Raw genomic sequence first — 22,062 nt, forward strand, 5'->3', positions numbered from 1 at the left:
ATATGAATTGTTTATTCACGCAGGATATCAAGCCATGACATCTCGTACGCAAAAAACGGTTTATCGCAAGAATTACACACCCCCTTCTTTTCTCGCCAATACAGTTGATTTGACCTTTGACCTGGATCCGTCTCAAACACGCGTCACAGCGAAAACAGAACTGATTCACAACCCTCAATCCAAAAGCACGGATATCGTTCTGTACGGTGAAGATCTGGAGCTGGTTGGCATCTTGTTAAATGGCCGCAAACTGGCCGCCGGAGAATACGCGCTGGAAAACGGACTGCTGCGAATTACAAAGGCGCCCGAAGTCACCCGCCTGGAAATAGAAACCCTCATCTGCCCGGACAAAAATACGACCCTGATGGGGCTTTACCTGTCGAATGGTAATTTTTTCACGCAGTGTGAGGCAGAAGGCTTCCGTAAAATCACCTACTTTCCGGACCGCCCGGATGTGATGGCCAAATATACCGTCACGCTTAAAGCCAATAAAAAACAGTTTCCGGTTCTGCTGTCAAACGGCAATCTGGTGGAAGAAGGCGCATTGCCGCGTGGCAGACACTATGCAAAATGGGAAGACCCGTTTAACAAACCCTCTTATCTTTTTGCCATTGTCGCCGGCAAGCTGGTATGCCAGGAAGAGACATTTACACTGGCATCTGGCCGGAAAGTCCTGCTTCAGGTCTGGGTTGAAAAAGGTAACCTGGATAAGACAGCGCATGCGATGGAGTCGCTCAAGCATAGTATCCGCTGGGATGAAGAACGATATGGCCTGGAGCTGGATCTGGACCGGTTCATGATTGTTGCCGTCGGTGACTTTAATATGGGCGCTATGGAAAACAAGGGATTGAATATCTTCAATACCCGCTATGTGCTTGCCAATCCCCGGATTGCGACGGATGTGGATTATGCCAACATTGAATCCGTCGTTGGTCATGAATATTTTCACAACTGGACAGGAAATCGCGTCACCTGCCGTGACTGGTTTCAGCTTTCGCTGAAAGAAGGACTTACGGTATTTCGTGACCAGGAATTTTCAGCTGACCGCATCGGAACGAAAGACGGGCGGGCCGTCAAACGGATCGAAGACGTCCGGACCCTTCGTCAGCACCAGTTTCCGGAAGATGCTGGTGCGATGGCCCATCCGGTCCGGCCCGATTCCTATGAAGAAATCAACAATTTCTATACGGTCACCATCTATGAAAAGGGTGCTGAAGTTGTCCGGATGTATCAGACGCTTCTGGGAAGAGAAGGCTTCAGAAAAGGGATGGATCTATACTTCCAGCGTCATGATGGACAAGCTGTCACATGCAGTGATTTTCTGGCTGCCATGGCAGATGCCAATAAACAGGACCTGACACAGTTTGAAAACTGGTACAGCCAGGCGGGAACACCGCGTGTGAAACTGCGCACCAGATACAACAAAAAAGCACAGTCTCTTTCACTGACATTGTCCCAATCCTGCCCGCCAACACCAGAACAAGCAAAAAAACGGCCTTTTCTCATTCCCTTTGCTTTCGGCCTGCTTGATGCCAAAGGGAAAAGCATGGTCGTTAACAGCCACGATGTCACTGTCAGAAAAAAACTGGCCGACGCCCCATCAGGAACCGCGTTAGTACAACTCACCAGAAAATCACAGACAATCACCCTCACCGGCGTTCCTGAAAAACCCGTCATATCCGCCTTACGCAACTTTTCCGCTCCGGTTATTCTTGAATATGATCAGTCTGATGAAGAGCTGGCGCTTTTGCTTTCTGCAGACCCGGATGCCTTTAACCGATGGGATGCCGGGCAACGTTTGGCACTGCGCCATTTATTGCGCTTGACACATGCCGTTCAGCATAAAGAAGCACTGGAACTTCCCTCAACGCTTGTTGAGGCATATCGTTCTGTCCTTGCTAACGATTCCCTGGACCCTGCCTTTCAGGCGCTCGCGCTCACACTTCCATCCGAGATAATGATCGCCGAAGAAATGAAGGAAATTGATCCGCAGGCAATTGTCCAGGCAAGGCATTTCATGCTGCAAACGCTGTCCCACTCCCTTCAGGATGAATGGCTCAAGACTTACCAGACAATCCGTATACCCGCCCCTTACAGCCCTGAGCCGGACAATGCGGGTAAACGCAGCCTCAGAAATCTGGCACTGTCCTATCTGATGGAAGGGGATGACAAAAAGCTGATGCAACTGGCCGTGACGCAGTATGACAACGCTGACAACATGACCGACCGGATGGCTGCCCTGACTGCGCTTACCCATGCCGGCAACCTCACATCAAAAAAGATGGCCGAACGCTGCCTTCGCCATTTTTACCGCGAATTCCGCTTAGAAGCACTCGTTATCGACAAGTGGTTTGCCCTGCAGGCGACCTCCCCTGAAAACGGCGCCCCTGAAATGCGAAAACTTGCCGACCATCCGGCATTCACCCTGAAGAACCCGAATCGTGCCAGAAGCCTGGTTTTTGGTTTTTGTATGAACAATATGGCACAATTTCATGCAACGGATGGCAGCGGCTATGATTTCTGGGCGGAAAATATTCTGGAACTCGACAGGATCAACCCGCAGATTGCCGCCAGGCTTTCCCGCGCACTCACCCAGTACAACCGCTTTAAGCCTGAATTGAAAAAGCGGGCGCGAAAAACATTGAAACATATCGCATCCCGTAAATTATCGCGTGACACAGGCGAAATCATAAACAAGATACTGGCAACCTGACAGGAACGACAATCATGAGAAAAAGACGCGTCAGTCTGACACAGCATTTAATTGAGGAGCATCGCCTTTCCAACAATATTCCGGAAGAGCTGAGGCTGCTTCTGGAGGTTGTCGGGCGTGCCTGCAAAACGATCGGCAATGCCGTCGGAAAAGGCGCACTGGGAGATATTTTAGGTAGCGCACAGTCTGAAAACATCCAGGGCGAGGTACAGAAAAAGCTTGATATCCTGTCCAACCAGATTCTGCTTGAATCCAATGAATGGGGGGGCTATCTGGGCGCTATGGCTTCTGAAGAAATGGAAACCATCCACCAGATATCCAATGATTATCCGAAAGGGAAATACCTGCTGCTTTTTGATCCGCTGGACGGTTCAAGCAATATTGACGTGAATGTTTCTATCGGCACGATTTTCTCTGTGCTCCGCGCACCGGAAACCGATGAAAACCCCTGCGAAAATGATTTCCTGCAACCCGGACATCAGCAGGTAGCCGCCGGCTATGCTCTGTACGGCCCCCAGACGCTTCTCGTTCTCACGACAGGAAGGGGAGTAAATTGCTTTACCCTTGACCGGGAGATGGGTTCATGGGTTCTGACCCACCGTAATATGCAGATCCCCGAAGACACCAGTGAATACGCCATCAATTCGTCCAATGCCCGCTTCTGGTACCCTCCAGTCAAGCGTTATGTGCGGGAAATGCAGGAAGGCGCCGATGGGCCGCTAAAGAAAAATTTCAATATGCGCTGGGTTGCTTCCATGGTTACCGACATGCATCGCATACTCAATCGCGGGGGTATCTTCATGTATCCGGGCGATACCAGAAATCCCTCCCAGCCAGGAAGAATCCGCCTTTTGTACGAGGCCAATCCGATGGCTTTTATCGTTGAGCAGGCTGGCGGCGCTGCCACGGACGGCCATCAGCGCATGATGGATATCCAGCCGGAAAAACTGCATCAGCGCATCCCGGTTTTTCTGGGATCAAAAAATGAAGTGGAACGGGTAACGCGTTACCATAATGACAATTGAGGTTTTTCAATGGCAAAAGTGAAATATTCGGCTAAAAACCGCTAGAATTTCAGGTTTGGCAGTGTTTTCTTTCAACAGTACCGTCAGGCAAAAAACGGAAGCAAAAAAATGAGTGCGATCACATTTCAACAAGTCATTCTGACGCTCCAGCAATACTGGAGTGACCAGGGCTGTGCCCTTTTGCAGCCCTACGATATGGAAGTCGGCGCAGGCACATCGCATCCGGGTACTTTCTTGCAGGCTATTGGTCCCGAGCCCTGGCGTGCGGCCTACGTACAACCGTCACGCCGCCCGAAAGACGGCCGCTATGGAGAAAACCCCAACCGGATGCAACACTACTATCAATACCAGGTTGTTTTAAAACCCGCCCCTGAAGATATTCTTGATATTTATCTTGGTTCGCTTGTCGCACTGGGACTTGATCTGAAACAGAACGATGTCCGCTTTGTCGAGGATGACTGGGAAAACCCTACCCTGGGTGCATGGGGTCTGGGTTGGGAAGTCTGGTTAAACGGCATGGAAATCACCCAGTTCACCTATTTTCAGCAAGTGGGTGGATTGGACTGCAAACCTATTTTAGGCGAAATCACTTATGGTGTTGAACGACTGGCCATGTATCTGCAGGGTGTCGAAAATGTGTATGATCTGGTCTGGACCGATTGGCAGGATCGCGGCGTACGCAAGTATTTGACCTATGGCGATGTATTTCACCAGAATGAAGTGGAACAATCCGCCTACAACTTCGAAAGCGCCAATACCAAACTCCTTTTTTCGCAGTTTGTCAACTATGAAACGGAAGCAAAACGGCTCACTGAGGATAAATTGACCCTTCCTGCTTACGAAATGATTCTGAAAGCCGCACATACTTTCAATATGCTGGATGCAAGAGGTGCATTGTCCGTAACCGAACGTGCCGCCTATATCGGGCGCATTCGCAATCTGTCCCGCCTGGTTGCCCAGGGTTATTATGAGTCCCGGGAAAAACTGGGCTTCCCGAGACTGGGTGATGCAAGACTGATCGCCTGAAAAACAAATTAAACACAAACGAATTTATCTGTCACAGGTAACAGGAAAGTCCCCCATCATGAACCAGCCTCTGCTTGTTGAGTTACTTACGGAAGAATTGCCTCCCAAGGCGCTGGCAAAGCTTGCCGAAGCATTTGCCAATACGATTGAAGAGGAGTTGAAGCAGGAAGGACTGCTTGCCCCTGACTCCCGGAAAACCGTTTTTGCCACCCCCAGACGGCTTGCTGTCATGATCAGCGATGTATCTTCCATCTCCCCGGATAAATCCATTCGCCTGAAAGTCCTGCCGGTGTCGGTTGCAATTGATGCCAATGGCAATCCCACTGCCCCCCTCAAGAAAAAACTGGCATCACTCGGTTTTCCCGATATCAGTATCAGCGATATGGAAAAGGCGATGGAGGGCAAGACGGAAAACTTTTTCTATACATATACCGCACCGGGATCGGCGTTGGCATCCGGCCTACAGACCGCACTTGAAAAAGCCATCCGGAATCTTCCGATTCCCAAAATGATGACATATCAACGACCTGACGGGGAAACGGTTGAATTTGTCCGCCCGGTACATGGTCTTTTGGCACTGCACGGAAAGGATGTGGTCCCTATTGCCATACTGGGACTGCCTGCCGGACGAATCACTCAGGGTCACCGTTTTCTCACTCACGGTGATATTGCCATACCCACCGCTGATGACTATGAGGCAACACTCGAAGCAGAAGGCAAGGTTATTGCCAGGCTTGATGCTCGTAAAAATAAAATCCGCGCTGTGTTGCATGACAAGGCGCAGGGCGATCAGGTCCTGATGCCGGACTCCCTTCTTGAGGAAGTGACCGCACTGGTTGAATGGCCGGTTGTTTATGAGTGTCATTTTGAACCCGCCTTTTTGAATGTCCCCCAGGAATGTCTGATTCTGACCATGCAGACAAACCAGAAATATTTTGCCCTGACCGATTCTGAGGGGCAGTTGCGTCCGCGCTTTCTGATCGTGTCAAATATGGAAACCAGTAATCCACAGCGCATTATCAGTGGAAATGAACGGGTTATCCGTCCGCGTCTTTCAGATGCCCAGTTCTTCTTCGAACAGGACAAGAAAAAGACACTGGAAGATCGCCTGCCCGGCCTGGTCAATGTGGTTTATCACAACAAGCTGGGCACACTGGCACAACGTATGGCACGTGTACGTATTCTTGCTGTCTCGATTGCTGAAATGATGCATATTGACAAGGCGCTGGTTGAACGCGGCGCCCTTCTGGCCAAAGCGGATCTGTTAACGGAAATGGTCGGTGAATTTCCGGAACTGCAGGGCATTATGGGAACCTATTATGCCCGCCATGATGGCGAACCGGAAGAAGTCGCTCTGGCAGCCACCGAGCATTATCTTCCCCGTTTTGCAGGAGACATTCTGCCAGCCACACCAACCGGCACCGCCATTGCCCTGGCAGACAAGCTGGAAGCTCTGGTTGGCATCTGGGGAATTGGCCTTCAACCGACAGGGGATCGTGATCCTTTTGCCTTACGCAGGCACGCACTAGGTATTTTACGTATCCTTATCGAGAAAAAACTGCCGCTTTCCCTGCGTACGCTGCTCTCCACTACCGTTGGCATTCTTGCCTCAAATGCCAGCTTTAAAGACCCGACAGCCGAATTGATACCTTTCATTATGGATCGGTTGAGAGGCCTGTTGAGGGACAGAGGACATACGCCGGATGAAATAGAAGCTGTCCTGGCCCAGAATCCGGACCGGTTTGACAATATCGTGGACCGCCTGGATGCGGTAAAAGCTTTCGCTGCCCTGCCGGAAGCAGAGTCACTCGCTGCAGCCAACAAGCGAATCACCAATATCCTGAAAAAATCTGACATCAGGGCCGGCATGGTGCAAACAGACCTGCTCCAGGAAATTACCGAGCAAAAACTGTATGCTTCCATGAATACCGTCAAGCCTGAAGTTAATCAGATGTTCACGAAAGGGGACTATACGGGTACACTGAAAGTTCTGGCTCAGCTCAGGGATGATGTGGATGCTTTCTTTACCCATGTGCTGGTCATGGCAGACGATCAAAAACTGCGAAATAACCGGATTGCATTGCTGACCGAGCTGCATACCATGATGAATCAGGTCGCTGACATCTCCAAGCTGGCCGCCTGATCAGGAGAATCAAACCATGAAACTCATTATTCTGGATCGTGATGGCGTTATTAATCAGGATTCTGATTCATTCATCAAATCACCAGAAGAGTGGGAACCCATTCCCGGATCACTCGAAGCTATTGCACGCCTTTACCGGGCAGGATACCGGGTTGTTGTTGCAACAAACCAATCCGGACTCGGGCGTGGCCTTTTTGACATTATTGCCTTAAACGCCATCCACCAGAAAATGCATGCGGCCGTCCGGGCAGCCGGCGGCATTATTGATTCCATTTTCTTTTGCCCTCATACGGTCGGTGACAATTGCGACTGCCGCAAACCGCGTCAGGGCATGTTTAATGCCATTTCCAAACGATATGATATTTCGCTTGAGGGCGTCCCGTCAGTCGGCGACTCCCTGCGTGATTTGCAGGCTGGGTTTCTCGCAGGATGCCGGCCCATTCTCGTTATGACAGGAAAAGGGCCGCTGACCCATGAAAATGGCGGACTTCCTCCTGAAACCATCCGGTTTGACAATCTTGCTGCGGTAGCCAGTCATCTGCTCGATACCAAAGCAGAAAATGTGCCTGAAAAAAATGCAAAGACATAACCAGATTATTTCATACCACTTATAATGATAACGCTGTACCGTGTATTTTCAGGAGATGTTATTTTGTCAAAAAGCCGTGATTTTTTGCGCTCATTCCTGTTTTTATCCATTCTTTATTCTTTTACGCTTGTATGGGGACTACTTTGCCTCCTGGCTTTTTTCCTGCCATACAATATGCGTTTTCGTATGGTGTCCTGCTGGAACAGGAGCGTGATCTGGCTTGCTAAAACTATCTGCGGCATCCAGTATCAGATAAGCGGTTACGAAAACCTGCCGGATGAACCGGTGATTCTTCTGAGCAAGCATCAGTCTGCATGGGAAACGATTTTTCTTTTGTATGCCATGCGAAGGCCTGTTGTCTTTGTCATGAAAAAAGAATTGCTTCACATCCCCTTTTTTGGATGGACGTTATCCCTTTTACGCATGATTCCGATTGACCGGTCCCATGGGACAATAGCTTTTCGCAAGGTGATCGAGAAAGGAAGAGAGCGACTGAAGCAGGGGTTGTGGATCACCATATTTCCTGAAGGCACACGCACGGGTGTTGGTGAAAGAATAAAATACAAAAACAGTGGAACGCGGCTGGCAATAGAAACCCAAACCAAAGTCATACCTGTTGCGCTCAATTCCGGAGAATGCTGGCCACGTAATTCCTTCATTAAAAAACAGGGAATCATCACCGTCTCAATCGGCCCGCTTATCTCACCAGAGGGAAAGTCGCCGGAGAGTATGATGTCCGAAGTGGAAACCTGGATTGAGTCAGAAATGTGCCGTATTTCACCTCATGCTTATTCAAATACAAACGAGAGATGGGAAGAAGAAAAGTAATACCCGATTCCTTGCCGTTACAACTGGATATGTTTGCCTCTGATGTCATGCAGATTCTTCTGCCTCCCCTGGCAGACCAGGCAAAAGACACATCGTTTGATAAATCACCGGAAAATCCGGCACCAACGCTGAAAAAACGCGCCATCGAATTCAGTGGCATCCGGATTGAATATGAATTTCGCCGCTCAAAAAGACGAACCATCGGCTTCCTCGTTAATGAGAATGGATTACGGGTTACCGCACCCAGATGGGCTACGCTAAAATCAGTTGAAGAAGCGATCAGGGAAAAAGAAAGCTGGATAACCAGCAAGCTTCATTACTTTCTTCATCAGTACAAAAAACGGCAGGAGACGCCATTACAACTGGAAAATGGCACCATACTTCCCTATCTTGGGGACAATCTCCTGCTGCGCCTGCAAAATGGTCCGGCCAATAACATCCTGATGAATGACATAACAAAAGAGCTGTTTGTGACATCATCGAATGCGGCACAATCAACTATCGAGGAAAACCTCAGGCACTGGTTTCAAGAAAAAGCCCGGCAGTTTTTTTCGGAACGCATGCCGGTTTATGCGGCGATGCTTGGCGTCAATTACTGTTCCTTTTCTCTTTCTTCTGCCAAACAGCGGTGGGGGTCATGCTCCATTTCCGGCAATATCCGCCTGAACTGGCGCCTGATTTATTTTTCGCCGTCCCTGATTGATTATGTCATTGTGCATGAACTGGCTCATTTGCGTGAAATGAATCACAGCAAACGATTCTGGGAAATTGTATCGCAGGCTTATCCGGATTACCGCGCCGCAAGAAAAGCGCTTAACCAGCAAAACAGCCAGATACTGGCCCTGCTATGATCGCGACGTGTAAAAACCAAACTGCCCGTCATCTTGTGTTTACCCGTTATTTTGGCTCTGACTCGCCTTCATCCGGTTTGTCTTCAGACTGACTGTCAACTGGCATCCTTGCTGCAGATACGGCGCCACTCATCAGCTTGAGCAAATCCTCCGGATCGGCATTACGTGACACAATTTTGTATAAAAGCGCAATGAGATTACCCTTTCTTTTGTGGCTCAATACCAGCTTTTCTTCCTCAATCCATTCTTCCATTATTCGTGCAGCAAGTGCCAGCTTGGATTCATCCAGATTGACGGTATGCTCATCCTGTGCATCGGCATCGCTGACAAGATATTTCTCCAGATTCTGCCTTGCCGACATGACACTCGGTTTTATTCTCCTGTCGGTTAACAGATAACGATCCGGTATTTCAAAGACTTTTCTTACGCCACCTATCCCATACTGCTCTTCATAAGACCAGCTTTCCTTGGCAGCACGCGCCAGAATACTGGATTTAGTTGTTGGCAGTCCCGAAAGACGCATTTGAGCGATTTCTGCAGCGGTATATAACTTTTTCATCAGAACACTTTTAAAAAACTATATCAAAAACAAAACAATCTAAATAATCAAAACAAATTTGTTTTATTTCCCTTAACCTTGAACACGAGATAAATAAGTCACATACACAACTTTCATGATTTTTTAAAACAAAAACAAACAAAACACTTTAAATAGTTGTTAATGCGAACAACATTCGAAAATGTTATAAAAACTATTAATAATCCCTATAAAGGCAAAGGCTTAAATGTTTTCATTCCTCAAATCAATAGCATATAAAAACCAGTTCACTATGATACTCATTTTTACTGCCTTGCCATAACAACTTTTTCTCGTCACTATTATTTCGACTGATTTATATTAGCATTACAAAACAACCATTAATATATGCCCATCACCCAATCTTTTCTACACAATCTTATTCAGATAAATCCTTCAATATTTTACCGTTTGGCCAATATGGTATTTGCATCAATCCATGAATGACATTGGCAATTAAAAAATATTTTTTATTCATGAGATTTTTTCATTTTGCAAAAAACCTCTGGTCGTCTTTTCATTAAACAGGCATAAAAAATTGCATTTAAGACAACTAAAAAGGTATACTTTTTATTGCCGATGTAGCGATCTATTGGGTATGATGCTTTTCTGGTCAATCAAATTTAACGTGATTCCACCAAAGCAATCTTTGACTGTCGTCAGCCGCATTTCCTGATTATTTCATATGCCATACCCGATTTTTTGCATACTGAATCAACATAAACAAAACCGGCGCATGTTTCCGGAAATTATTCCATTGCCAGGCTGATTTTCACCAGGATATTTCCTTTAAGCATGCAAATTCAGATAACACCAGGAACAGGCCCCCACCCGACTGACAGATAATGAAACGCCATAGCTCTTTTTCCCTGAGAAATGTGCTTGCAATGCAATTCATCATTATTGCCATTGCTCCCCTGGTGATGGCTGCGCTGTTTTTATTTTTCCAGGGAACGCCGCAGGAAAACCAGAAAATTATTGCCGCCGGGCGGATACCGTTTCAGATAGAAAACACACTGGACGAGCAGGCCACACTATTACGCGACCTGAGCATATCGTTGAAAAATCAGCGGAATGCTCAATTTCCTGATGCCAGAAAAGCAACACGTCTGATTGAAAAAAACGGGGCTTTTGATGTGATCTACCTGCTGAGCAAAAACGGGAAAATCACACCTGTGTTCCAACGGAAAACTTATCTTGATAAGGATAAGTTTTCAAAAACCACCAGCGGGTCCATTGTCCGGACGCTGATACCTGACACCAATACCTCTGAACCGTCATGGTCTGATGCTTTTACTTCGCCGGTGACCGGTGTGCCATCTTCAGCCTACGTCATCCCGTTGGCCGATCATCTCCTCGTCGGTGAAATACGCTCAACTCGTCTGTCAGAAATACTGAAAAAACAGCATCCTTCCCTGATATGGGTTGTGCTGGACAAGAACAATCATGCCGTAGCGGCAAGCGACAGTATATTTGAAAAGGTTTTAACTTCCAGCCCCCCCCTCACGCTCTCCAGGCTCCAGGAAAAGACCGGGCTTTTCAAATTCAACAATGATCGACCGGAAGCGCTGCTCCCCATACGAAAGACATCCTGGTCTGTTTTTTCAGCATTGCCGCTCCCTACCCTTGCAGAAAATATCCACCAGTACACACCCCTGTTCTTGTTATGTATTGCAACAGGCATTATTTTCTCGCTGTTGTTCTCCTTCTTTTTCTCCCGCTCATTAAGCAGCCGGATTCTGGCTTATATCAAAAATACAAGAGAAATCGCACGAGGATCTTACCCCTTAATCCGAACAGATGCACCGATTCGTGAAATGGCACATCTTTCCCAGAACCTCCGAAAAATGAGCCTGACCATCCAGGAAAAAGAAAGTGGCTATAACCATGCCATGTCACATTACCGGGACATCATCAAAGCCATTGAAAATATCACTGTCGTGCTTTCCCCTGATCTGGTTATTACCTATGTCAACGAGGCATCAGACGACATCTTTGGACTGGAACCGGAAAAATGTATCGGACGCTCTTTCCTGGAATTCGTAAAGCCTGGCAATATCGAAACCATTAAAGAACGTCATGGCAGATGGGTAGAACAAGGACTGGAATCTGTCACCGTTGAAGATAAATTTATTGATAACAACGGGAAACCACATACTGTACTCTGGAATGTCACGCTAAACCGGGATGAGAATGATGTCTTTACCGGTTTTACCGTTATAGGGCACGAGTTTTCTGCCTGGAAAACCATGCAGGAAGAGCTGCAGTTGGCAGCGCTGGTTTATCAAAAAAGCGGCGAGGGAATGATCGTCTTCAATGAAGAAAACCTGATCATTTCTGTGAATCCTGCTTTTGAAGCCATTACCGGATACACGTCAAAAGAGGTTTTATTCAGCAACCTCTCCATGCTCGGCTCTGCATTGCATGACAGGCTCTTTTACGAAAACATCTGGAATGCAATGGATGCTGCTGATCACTGGCAGGGCGACGTCTGGAATATGCGTAAAAATGGTGAACTGTATACGATTCGGCTGACAATCAATACCATTAGAACACCTGACAATAAGATATACCGCCGGGTTGCGCTTTTCTCAGACATTACCGAACAGAAACTGGCAGAAAAAATCACCTGGCAGCAGAATTATTTTGACAGCCTGACCGGCCTGCCGAACCGTAATTTCCTCAAACAGGAATTATCCCGCGCCAAAAAAATCAATATGCCTGTAGCGTTAATGTTCCTGGGTCTCGACGGGTTCAAGCATATCAATGAAACACTTGGCCATATGACAGGCGATATGCTCCTGCAGGAAACCGCGCAGCGATTGCAGCACTGTATTCGGGAGACAGACGCGGCCATACGGCTGGGAGGGGATGAGTTTGCAATACTTTTGCGTAACATCACCAACCCGGAAGAAGTTGAAACCATCGGAAAAACCATCCTTTCCGGGCTCTCCGAAGCCTTTTTTCTCAATAACGCAGTTATTCATATTTCAGCCAGCATCGGCATCACGTTTTACCCGGATGACGCAACAGATACGGATGACCTGCTGAAAAATGCTGACCAGGCAATGCACGCGGCAAAACGGGAAGGTAAAAATACGCTCCTGTATTTCACCCGATCCATGCAGGAAATGGCTCAGGTGCGGATGCAACTGATCAATGACTTGAGACAGGCGTTGGCTGGTCATCAGTTTGAAATCATGTACCAGCCTATTGTTGAAATTGAATCCGGCCTGATCCGCAAAGCAGAAGCCCTGATCCGCTGGCAACACCCCGTCAGGGGAACCATCAATCCGGTTGAGTTCATTTCCATAGCAGAAGATACCGGCATGATTACCTCTTTTGGCAACTGGATCTTCCACGAAGCCGCCACTCAGGCACGCATATGGAGAGAACGATTCCACCCGGATTTTCAGATCAGCATCAATATTTCTCCCGTACAGTTCAAAAACGAGGGAATCGATTTTATCAACTGGATGTCGCATCTCCAGGAATTACAACTGCCGGGCAACGGGCTGGTTGTTGAAATAACAGAAGGGCTGCTGATGGAAAAAAGTGATCATATCAGTCAACAGCTGGCAACCTTTAAAAACGCCGGCATGGAAATCGCACTGGATGATTTCGGCGTCGGCTATTCTTCCTTGTCATACCTGCAGAACTTCAATTTCGACTATCTTAAAATTGATCAGTCCTTCATCAGAAATCTTTCCCAAAGCAGTGATAATCAGGCATTGTGCGAAGCCATCATCGTCATGGCACACAAACTGCATCTGAAAGTGATCGCTGAAGGTATCGAAACCATTCGCCAAAGAGAAATCCTGGTTGAGGCAACATGTGACTTTGGTCAGGGTTACCTGTACTCAACTCCGCTTCCCCCTGCAGAATTCGAACTGATACTGGAAAATAATTATGCGCTGTTTAATTCAGGCTTCCTGGCCGACATCGCGTAAACCCGCTTTTTGTCTTTTCCCTGGGGCGTGTTGACACTAAGTTGTCGTCGTGAAAAGTCGTTTTGTTTCAAAGGACAAGGCGTAGCAGGAAATCTGGAAGCAGGCATAGTCAACCTACGTCAAATTCAGATTTTTTGATACAACGCAGTCATTTGGGACGCAACGGCTTTGCAGCAGATGGCTTAGTGTCAACACGCCCTAAACTGCCTTGTTGAGCATTATCAGGGTGCCTCCTTTCATATTATCGATAATACGATCAATCATGACATCGCATGGAGGGGGAGATGACCGAAGGAAAAAAGGCCGGAAAATGGAAAATGCAATCACGCCAGGAAAAACCGGAGCAGTACGATCCCAACAATCTCCTGAGCGCCATCATTGAGCATTTAAATCTGAAAAATGACGCGGCCTTGTCTCGCGCTTTAGATGTTTCTCCACCGGTCATCAGCAAAATCCGGCATAAACGGCTCCCGGTCGGCGCATCAATGCTGATCAGAATGCATGAAATCAGTGATCTGAGCATTCGCGAACTGCGTGAATTAATGGGTGACCAGCGTCACCAATACCGTATTGGACACGCGCAAAAAAACCGGGGAGAAACGCACCCTGACCAGTCGGCTGCATACTGAACACCACCCCTGAACAGCTCTTCTTCTTTTTAAACAGCGTTCATGAGACAAAAAACACGCCGACAGGACACGCCATCTGCCAGCGATTGCCAGGTTTCCCTATGCATTTGAAATACTCACAGAAGCAGGTATGATACCTGTGTGGTGCAATATTTCATATCAAATGTGCCACACAGAACGATGACAAAAACAGATAAAGCAAATAGAGTCAGGCACCATGATCCCCAGAAAAATTCTTGAAGATACCGGTATTGAAATACCCGATGATGCCGGCCGTTTTTTTACGCAGGATTCGATCATTGTTTTCGTTGTTCCTTTTGTTGATGAATACGGGGACAGCATCGTTTTCAGGGAAATTGAAATCGAAGCAGAGCTGACCGACAAACAAATCGAATCCCTTAAAACTGCAAACTGCTATGGCGATACCGGCTGGACACTTACCTGAGTCTATTCTGTCCTGATTATCCCGATACGGGCATCACTCCCCGGATCATGTTTTCCGTCTTTTTTATTCTTCCATAAATCGCGGTTTATTAATGCAACGGCAGCATTTCAAGATACAGACAATCCGTGTATACTGGCATAAAAAAGTGGCCGCAGGGCCGACAGCCACCTCAATCATCCACACAACTCAGGCTTGATGAAATTCAAGTCATCTTATGAAATAACATCATGCATGACGGCGTCATAAATTTTATTCAGGATCTGGCGGTCATTATGCTGATTGCCGGTGTGGTGACCGTCCTGTTTCACCGGCTAAAGCAGCCGGTTGTACTGGGGTATATCGTCGCAGGCATATTGATCGGCCCCCATACTCCGCCATTTGAACTGATCAAGGATGAACATACCATCAAGATTCTTGCCGAGTTAGGCGTTATTTTTCTGATGTTTTCACTTGGTCTGGAATTCTCCCTCAAAAAGCTGGTCAAGGTTGGAGCAACCGCATTTATTGCGGCATCACTCGAAATTGTCCTGATGATCTGGGCTGGCTACCAGATAGGCTTGTGGCTTGGCTGGACCAACAATCTGGATGCGCTTTTCCTGGGCGCGTTGCTGGCGGTGTCCTCAACAACCATCATTATCAAGGCGCTAAATGACCTGAAAATGAAAAATGAACGCTTTGCCCAGCTCATTTTCGGTGTTCTGATTGTTGAAGATATTCTCGGTATTGGCCTGATTGCACTGCTCTCCGGCATTGCCATTTCCGGTACCGTCAACAGCAGCGATGTATTTATCACCGTTGGCAAGCTGTCGCTTTTCATGGTGGTGGCACTCGTTTTGGGGATTCTGCTTGTTCCCCGTATTCTCGCCTATGTCGCCAAATCCAACAGTGATGAAATGCTGCTTGTCACCGTTTTGGGGCTTTGTTTCGGTTTCTGCCTGCTTGTCGTCAAACTGGAATACAGCATGGTGCTGGGCGCCTTTTTGATTGGCGCCATCATGGCAGAGTCGCGGGAACTGATGAAAATTGAACGCCTCATCGAACCGATCCGCGACATGTTCAGCGCTATCTTTTTTGTCGCCATCGGTCTGTTACTGGACCCCCATATCATGCTGGATTATGCTTTTCCGATCATCATCATTTCGATTGTGGTCATCGCTGGCAAGGTATTCAGTTGTGCGCTCGGCGCCATGATCGCCGGAAACGATGGAAAAACCTCTCTCAAAGTCGGCATGGGCCTGTCACAGATAGGGGAATTCTCCTTCATCATCGCCTCTTTAGGCATGTCTTACAAAGTGGTCAGCGACTTTTTATACCCGATTGCCGTTGCTGTTTCAGCCATTACCACACTGACAACCCCCTACCTGATTCGTGCATCGGATCCGCTTGCCCGTGCACTGGGCCGGATAACGCCGGGCCCGCTTGCCCGTATGGTTGCCCTGTACCAGGACTGGCTCGGCCAGCTTCAGCTACAGGGCGGCAATGCCATTTTAGCGGGCATGATCCGGCGAATCATCATCCAGATTGCGATCAACATGTCGATTGTAATCGCCATCTTCCTTGGCAGTACCTATATCGCGCACTTTACAGGCTCCTGGCTTGAAAACTGGATCAAAGATGTTGACTACCAGAAGTCAATCATCTGGGGAACCACGGTGCTTCTGTCGCTTCCTTTCCTCATAGCAGCCTACCGCAAATTCAAGGCGCTTTCGATGCTGCTGGCAGAAATGAGCGTCAGGGAAAGCGTCACCGGCCGTTACACACAGCAGGTGCGCAGAGTCATCAGTGAAATCATTCCCCTGCTGTTTCTTACCGCCACCATGTTTACACTGGCCGCACTCAGCGCCGGTATTCTTCCGAAAGGGCTGTCGCTGCTGCTGGTTATTGCCATCATCTTTGCGATCATCATCGTATTACGGCGGTGGTTTGTCCGTATCCATTCACGCCTGCAGATCGCGCTTTATGAAACGATGGATCACGGTAATAATGAGGAACATCACTAATCGGGTTGCGATGTGTCTTTTTTGGAATTGACGCATCGCCCCCGGCAGGGCTAGACTGCTTTTATTCCAGACTGTACGGGAAAAATTTTCCAGCCTTTTACAAACCGACTATCAGCAGGCTCGCCATGTTACAGGACCAACTCAAAATGTCTGTCGCCCGTGCGGCAATCGCCTACGTACCCAAAGGAAAAATCATTGGCGTCGGTACCGGTTCGACTGCCAATTTTTTTATTGAAGAACTGGCCGTTATCAAGGATGACATCGAAGGGGCCGTCGCTTCCTCTGAAGTAACCGCGTCACGATTACGTTCGCACAATATCAGAATATTTGATTTGAATGATGTCTCATCCATTCCAATATACGTGGATGGTGCCGATGAAATTACCTATGAAGGCGCAATGATAAAGGGGGAGGCGGTGCCTTAACGCGGGAAAAAATTATTGCGTCTACAGCAGAAAGATTCATCTGCATTGCCGATGAATCAAAACTGGTGACTGTTTTAGGCGCCTTTCCACTGCCCGTTGAAGTCATCCCCATGGCACATGCGCTTATTGCCAGAAAGCTGGCTTTACTGGGTGGAAAACCTGAATTGCGAATGCAGGAAAGCCAGCCCTACCGCACAGATAATGGCAATTACATTCTGGATATCAAGGAAATGCACATCGCACATCCGACGGCCATCGAAGCGGAAATCAATAATATACCAGGCGTAGTCACTGTCGGACTCTTTGCTCAACGTGGTGCAAACGTCTGCCTTCTTGGCACGTCTAATGGGGTCAGAACAATGGAATTCTAGTGCCATTTCAAGGCAGCCGGACGCGGCCGTGTTTCGCAACGTCTTGTTAAATCACCACAATTTCAACAGAAAAAAATGTAAATCCCCTTGACTGAGAGAGGTGCTTTTCGTAGACTTTTGGATTAATCTGATCTCAACACGGGCGACACAAAAATATGGCATACCGACACTGCTTCAAAGTTTTCGCAACCATCCTTACCGCAACGATTCCACTGGCAGTGCCTGACATCTCCCTGGCTGGGGACATCTCCCTCCCCAGATACAGCAAAGACGCCCAACTCGCGGCATTTCACTCGTCACTGAGCACCAATCTTTCCCGAATGGAAGTCATTGATGACGACCCGGTAACAGAAGTGCTTTCCATGTATGAAGTGGATGTATGGGACAGAATCCGTAAAGGATTTGCCATTCCCGATCTGGAAAACCCGCTTGTTGAGAATCACGAAAATTATTACCTGAAAAATGCCGCGTATTTTGAGAGGACAACCATTCGTGCATCGCGTTATCTGTTCCATATTGTCCAGGAACTGGAAAAACGCGGCATGCCAACTGAACTGGCACTCCTGCCTGTCATTGAGTCCGCCTTTAATCCCCATGCCCGTTCTTCAGCCAAGGCAGAAGGTATGTGGCAGTTCATTCCGAGTACAGGCCTTCATTATGACCTTGCCCAGTCCGTTTTCAGGGATGATCGCCGCTGTGTTCTCTCTTCTACCGACGCCGCACTGAATTACCTGCAAAACCTGTACAACATGTTTGGCGACTGGCATCTTGCTCTGGCATCCTACAACTGGGGAGAAGGATCCGTTGGCCGCGCTGTCAGGAAAAACCAGGCCGCAGGCCAGCCTACCGACTTTAATGGCATCTCGTCGCGCATGCCGGCAGAAACACGTAATTATGTTCCCAAGCTTCAGGCAGTCAAAAACCTGATTGCCAATGCCGAAAAATATGGCATTCAGTTGCCGAAAATTGAAAACCAGCCTTATTTTGTCAAAATCGGCAAAACACGCGATATTGATGTCAAGGTTGCCGCCAAGCTGGCAGAGCTGTCTATTGACGATTTCCGTGCATTGAATCCGCAATTCGGTCAGTATGTCATTACCGGAGGATCAGATGTCAATCTGTTACTTCCCAAAGAAAATGCGGAAAAGTTCAAGGAAAACCTGGCGAAATGGAAGCAGCCCCTTTCCTCATGGACGGCATATCGGGTAACGGAAACACGTGAAACTGTCGAATCCATCGCAGAAAAATACAACACCACACCCGATATCATTCGCCTGGCCAACCATATCCCCTCACAAATGGTCCTGAAATTTGGCTCAACCGTTCTGGTTCCCAAACTGGCATCAACCGGCAGCAAAAACGAAAAAGACATTTCACCCGAAATAGCCGCCACCGGAAAGATTGCCCTGGAGCGTATTGGCGCCCCCACTCGCATTGTCAAAGTCAAAGTCAGAAAGCAGGACAATCTGGCTTCTATCGCTGCACGCTACAAAACAAGCGTGGATGACATCAAGTCATGGAACAAGCTGACGAGCAACAAGGTTACCTCTGGCACTATCCTGCAGGTGCACGTGCCAGCGAAAAACACAGCGGCAACAAAATCACGATCTGCCAACCGCCGTGTAGCTGCTAAAAAGCAGAGACCGGTAAGAGCGGCGACGAAAAAATCCAGCCGAAAACAGACTATTGCCGCACAGTCAACCAAACGCAGTAAATCCGGGTAAAAGGATGCGGGGGGCTGGCAGTTCTCCAGCAAAAAAACAACAATTGCCCGATAAAATGTTGCTGCAATTGTGACGACAGCCTACAATTTCATGATAAATTTCATCTCCGATTTTTGTTGGCAGGCGATGAGTTGTTTTTATAAACGTATTCTGTCCCCCCAGGTTTTAAGCAGAATGTACGATCGTTATTTGGAGTCATGAATGGGTTTTTTGCAAGGAAAAAAAATTCTGGTTACCGGTTTACTCTCAAACCGGTCAATTGCTCACGGCATTGCTGAAGCCTGCCATCGTGAAGGCGCCGAATTGGCCTTTACTTATGTTGGTGAACGTTTCAAGGACCGTATCACCGAATTCGCACAGCAATTCGGCAGTAATCTGGTTTATGAATGCGATGTCACGAGTGACGAACAAATTGAAAATCTCTTTGCAGATATCGGTAAGGCCTGGGGAAAGCTGGATGGTCTTGTTCACGCGATAGCATTTGCCCCTCGCGAAGCGATAACCGGTGACTTCTTTGACGGGCTTTCGCGCGAAGCGTTCAAGGTGGCCCATGATGTTTCTGCTTACAGTTTTCCAGCCATGGTAAAAGCGGCAAAGCCCCTTTTGCACGCAGGCTCTTGTGCCCTGACACTCACTTACCTGGGCGCAAACCGCGCTATTCCCTACTACAATACCATGGGTGTTGCGAAAGCATCTCTTGAGGCAACGGTACGCTACATGGCTGATTCTCTGGGCAAACAGGGCATTCGTGTGAATGCGGTTTCTGCCGGTCCGATCCGGACCATTGCCTCCAGCGGCATCAAGGATTTCAATTTGCTGTTGAACTTTGTGGAAGGCCATGCACCGCTTCGCCGTAATGTGACGATTGAAGAAGTGGGTAATGTGGCTGCTTTTATGCTCTCGGATCTGGCTTCCGGCATTACCGGAGAAATCACTTATGTTGATGGCGGATTCAATTTTGTCATGGGACTCAACCCAGATATCGACGGGCCGGCAAACGGCGGCTGATCCAGCAGCAGTATCCATCCGGGCAGACAAAAAACACACTGCCCGGATTTTTTTGTGCACCTTTCCCGGAAATAGATTACAATGCGTCTCTGTTTTGCATTTACATTGATGCAAAACAATTGGATTACAGCATCCCAAGCCTTGTGCATTCACTCTGAATGCGCCGTAAAGAGCCTCACCGCCCCACGTGCCTTTTGAGCACTATCCTGGCGCAAAGCTTTTGTGCCGAAATATCTGTATCAAGTCATTTCGTTGCCTGATGTGCTGTTTCACTATTTTGCTTCTTTTAAGAAGCGCTTAATCACATGAAAGCAAAAAAATGACATTTGATGAACTGGGATTGCATCCTGCCATCCTGAAAGCTCTGGTCGATGCCGGCTATACCCAACCTACACCCGTACAGGAGCAAGCCATACCTGCTGTACTGAACGGCCACGATCTTCTTGTTTCTTCCAAAACCGGCTCGGGAAAAACTGCAGCTTTCATGCTGCCGGTTCTCCACAGTTTCACCCGGATACCTGATGCAGAAAGAAACACAAAAACACAAAAACAGGAAAGACAGTCTGCCCGTTCCCGCGGCAGGGCTTTCCGTTTCCAACCCGCTGCACCGAAGATGCTGGTCCTTACACCGACACGTGAGCTGGCACTTCAGATTACAGCAGCGGCTGCACAATATACAAAATATCTCGAGCAAATTCGTACAGTCGCCATTTTGGGCGGCATGCCCTACCCGAAACAATTGCAACTGCTGGCAAAAAATCCGGATATTCTTGTGGCGACGCCCGGCCGCCTGATTGATCATTTACAATCAGGAAAAATCGACCTGTCGGCACTTCAGACACTCGTTTTAGACGAAGCCGACCGCATGCTGGATATGGGATTCATCGAGGATATCGAAACCATTGTTGATGCCACACCAGCGGATCGTCAGACACTCCTTTTTTCCGCCACACTGGATGGTGTCGTCGGAAAAATGGCACAACAAATCACACAGTCTCCTCAAATGATCCAGATTGCCAGTGTCACGGCAAAAAATGAAAACATCATGCAAACCCTGCATTTTGTGGATAATCTGACTCACAAGAACCGCATCCTTGATCATCTGCTGCGGGATCATGCACTCAACCAGGCACTGGTTTTCACCGCGACAAAACGGGATGCCGATTCCATTGCTGACCAGTTGAATATTGCAGGATTTTCTGCGGCATCCCTTCATGGGGATATGAACCAGGGCGCACGTAACCGGACACTCGACAACCTTCGCCGGGGACGGGTCAAGATACTGGTAGCAACTGATGTGGCTGCACGAGGCATTGATATCCCCAACATCACCCATGTGTTTAACTATGACCTGCCAAAGTTCCCTGAAGATTATGTCCACCGCATTGGCAGAACCGGGCGCGCAGGCCGAAATGGTATTGCCGTCTCACTGGTTAACCACGCTGAAAATAAAAACGTGAAACGGATTGAACGTTTTATACGGCAAACCATTCCTATCAATGTAATCGCAGGGTTTGAACCAAAAAACACTTTTTCTCAAGCCGAGCCAAAGCGAAAATCCGGAAAACCGGCATCCGGGAAAAAACATCACGCGGGGAAAACAACCCAGCGCAGTTTTATGACAGACCAGCCTTTTTCCGACCGGAAAAGAAGCAAAAACCGCACGAAACCCGCTAGCGGCAAACAGGCGTCATCTCGTCCGTTTCACTAAAAAACGTTAAGTAATCGATAAAGAAAGCCGGCGGTATTCGCCGGCTT

General features: G+C 48.1%; 15 protein-coding genes and 1 pseudogene. 15 read left to right on the forward strand and 1 reads right to left on the reverse strand.

The features are described from left to right. The first annotated feature begins 34 nt into the window (after positions 1 to 34). The 7 genes from pepN to NB640_RS03270 all read left to right on the forward strand — a co-directional run bounded on the left by pepN (position 35) and on the right by NB640_RS03270 (position 9,175). Entirely contained in the window at positions 35 to 2,713 is a 2,679-nt protein-coding gene (gene pepN, locus NB640_RS03240; protein ID WP_269309723.1) for an aminopeptidase N, read from the forward strand. Positions 2,714 to 2,727: 14 nt separating this feature from the next. Continuing rightward, a complete protein-coding gene (locus tag NB640_RS03245; protein ID WP_269309724.1) occupies positions 2,728 to 3,738 on the forward strand; it encodes a class 1 fructose-bisphosphatase in 1,011 nt (336 codons plus the stop codon). A 108-nt stretch (positions 3,739 to 3,846) separates the two neighbouring features. Further along, entirely contained in the window at positions 3,847 to 4,764 is a 918-nt protein-coding gene (gene glyQ / locus NB640_RS03250; RefSeq protein ID WP_269309725.1) for a glycine--tRNA ligase subunit alpha, read from the forward strand. Between the two features lie 58 nt (positions 4,765 to 4,822). After that, positions 4,823 to 6,907, forward strand: coding sequence for a glycine--tRNA ligase subunit beta (gene glyS, locus NB640_RS03255; protein WP_269309726.1), 2,085 nt, complete (start codon positions 4,823 to 4,825; stop codon positions 6,905 to 6,907). 16 nt (positions 6,908 to 6,923) lie between these two features. Continuing rightward, complete coding sequence (gene gmhB, locus NB640_RS03260) at positions 6,924 to 7,496, forward strand: D-glycero-beta-D-manno-heptose 1,7-bisphosphate 7-phosphatase (RefSeq protein ID WP_269309728.1); 573 nt, start codon at positions 6,924 to 6,926, stop codon at positions 7,494 to 7,496. A gap of 24 nt (positions 7,497 to 7,520) precedes the next feature. Continuing rightward, positions 7,521 to 8,324 (forward strand): lysophospholipid acyltransferase family protein, encoded by an 804-nt coding sequence (locus NB640_RS03265; RefSeq protein WP_269309729.1) that lies wholly within the window; start codon positions 7,521 to 7,523, stop codon positions 8,322 to 8,324. After that, positions 8,306 to 9,175 carry a M48 family metallopeptidase gene (locus NB640_RS03270; protein ID WP_269309731.1) on the forward strand — a complete coding sequence of 290 codons (870 nt, stop codon included), beginning with the start codon at positions 8,306 to 8,308 and terminating at the stop codon, positions 9,173 to 9,175. The genes NB640_RS03265 and NB640_RS03270 overlap by 19 nt, the downstream gene beginning before the upstream one ends. A 46-nt stretch (positions 9,176 to 9,221) precedes the next feature. Here NB640_RS03270 and NB640_RS03275 read toward each other — a convergent pair whose 3' ends face one another. Then, the gene (locus NB640_RS03275; RefSeq protein ID WP_269309732.1) at positions 9,222 to 9,734 is read right to left on the reverse strand and encodes a hypothetical protein; all 513 of its coding nucleotides are present in this window, start codon (positions 9,732 to 9,734) and stop codon (positions 9,222 to 9,224) included. 863 nt (positions 9,735 to 10,597) lie between these two features. Between NB640_RS03275 and NB640_RS03280 the strand changes: the two genes are divergently transcribed. From NB640_RS03280 to NB640_RS03315, 8 genes and pseudogenes are all read left to right on the forward strand, one after another. Beyond that, a complete protein-coding gene (locus tag NB640_RS03280; RefSeq protein ID WP_269309733.1) occupies positions 10,598 to 13,702 on the forward strand; it encodes an EAL domain-containing protein in 3,105 nt (1,034 codons plus the stop codon). A gap of 317 nt (positions 13,703 to 14,019) precedes the next feature. Then, positions 14,020 to 14,331, forward strand: a complete 312-nt coding sequence (locus NB640_RS03285) for a helix-turn-helix domain-containing protein (protein ID WP_269310383.1) — start codon at positions 14,020 to 14,022, stop codon at positions 14,329 to 14,331. 217 nt (positions 14,332 to 14,548) lie between these two features. Then, positions 14,549 to 14,776, forward strand: a complete 228-nt coding sequence (locus tag NB640_RS03290; protein WP_269309734.1) for a hypothetical protein — start codon at positions 14,549 to 14,551, stop codon at positions 14,774 to 14,776. A 227-nt stretch (positions 14,777 to 15,003) separates the two neighbouring features. Then, the gene (locus tag NB640_RS03295; protein ID WP_269309735.1) at positions 15,004 to 16,776 is read left to right on the forward strand and encodes a cation:proton antiporter; all 1,773 of its coding nucleotides are present in this window, start codon (positions 15,004 to 15,006) and stop codon (positions 16,774 to 16,776) included. Between the two features lie 125 nt (positions 16,777 to 16,901). Then, positions 16,902 to 17,572, forward strand: a pseudogene (gene rpiA / locus NB640_RS03300) (ribose-5-phosphate isomerase RpiA). A 155-nt stretch (positions 17,573 to 17,727) separates the two neighbouring features. Beyond that, positions 17,728 to 19,296 carry a transglycosylase SLT domain-containing protein gene (locus NB640_RS03305; protein WP_269309736.1) on the forward strand — a complete coding sequence of 523 codons (1,569 nt, stop codon included), beginning with the start codon at positions 17,728 to 17,730 and terminating at the stop codon, positions 19,294 to 19,296. A 201-nt stretch (positions 19,297 to 19,497) separates the two neighbouring features. After that, complete coding sequence (gene fabI / locus NB640_RS03310; RefSeq protein WP_269309737.1) at positions 19,498 to 20,304, forward strand: enoyl-ACP reductase FabI; 807 nt, start codon at positions 19,498 to 19,500, stop codon at positions 20,302 to 20,304. Positions 20,305 to 20,623: 319 nt separating this feature from the next. Next, positions 20,624 to 22,015: a DEAD/DEAH box helicase gene (locus NB640_RS03315; protein WP_269309739.1), complete on the forward strand. Its 1,392-nt coding sequence runs from the start codon at positions 20,624 to 20,626 to the stop codon at positions 22,013 to 22,015. The last annotated feature ends 47 nt before the right edge of the window (positions 22,016 to 22,062 follow it).

Origin of the sequence: Oxalobacter vibrioformis (assembly GCF_027118995.1) — a bacterium.
Taxonomy (GTDB): domain Bacteria; phylum Pseudomonadota; class Gammaproteobacteria; order Burkholderiales; family Burkholderiaceae_D; genus Oxalobacter; species Oxalobacter vibrioformis.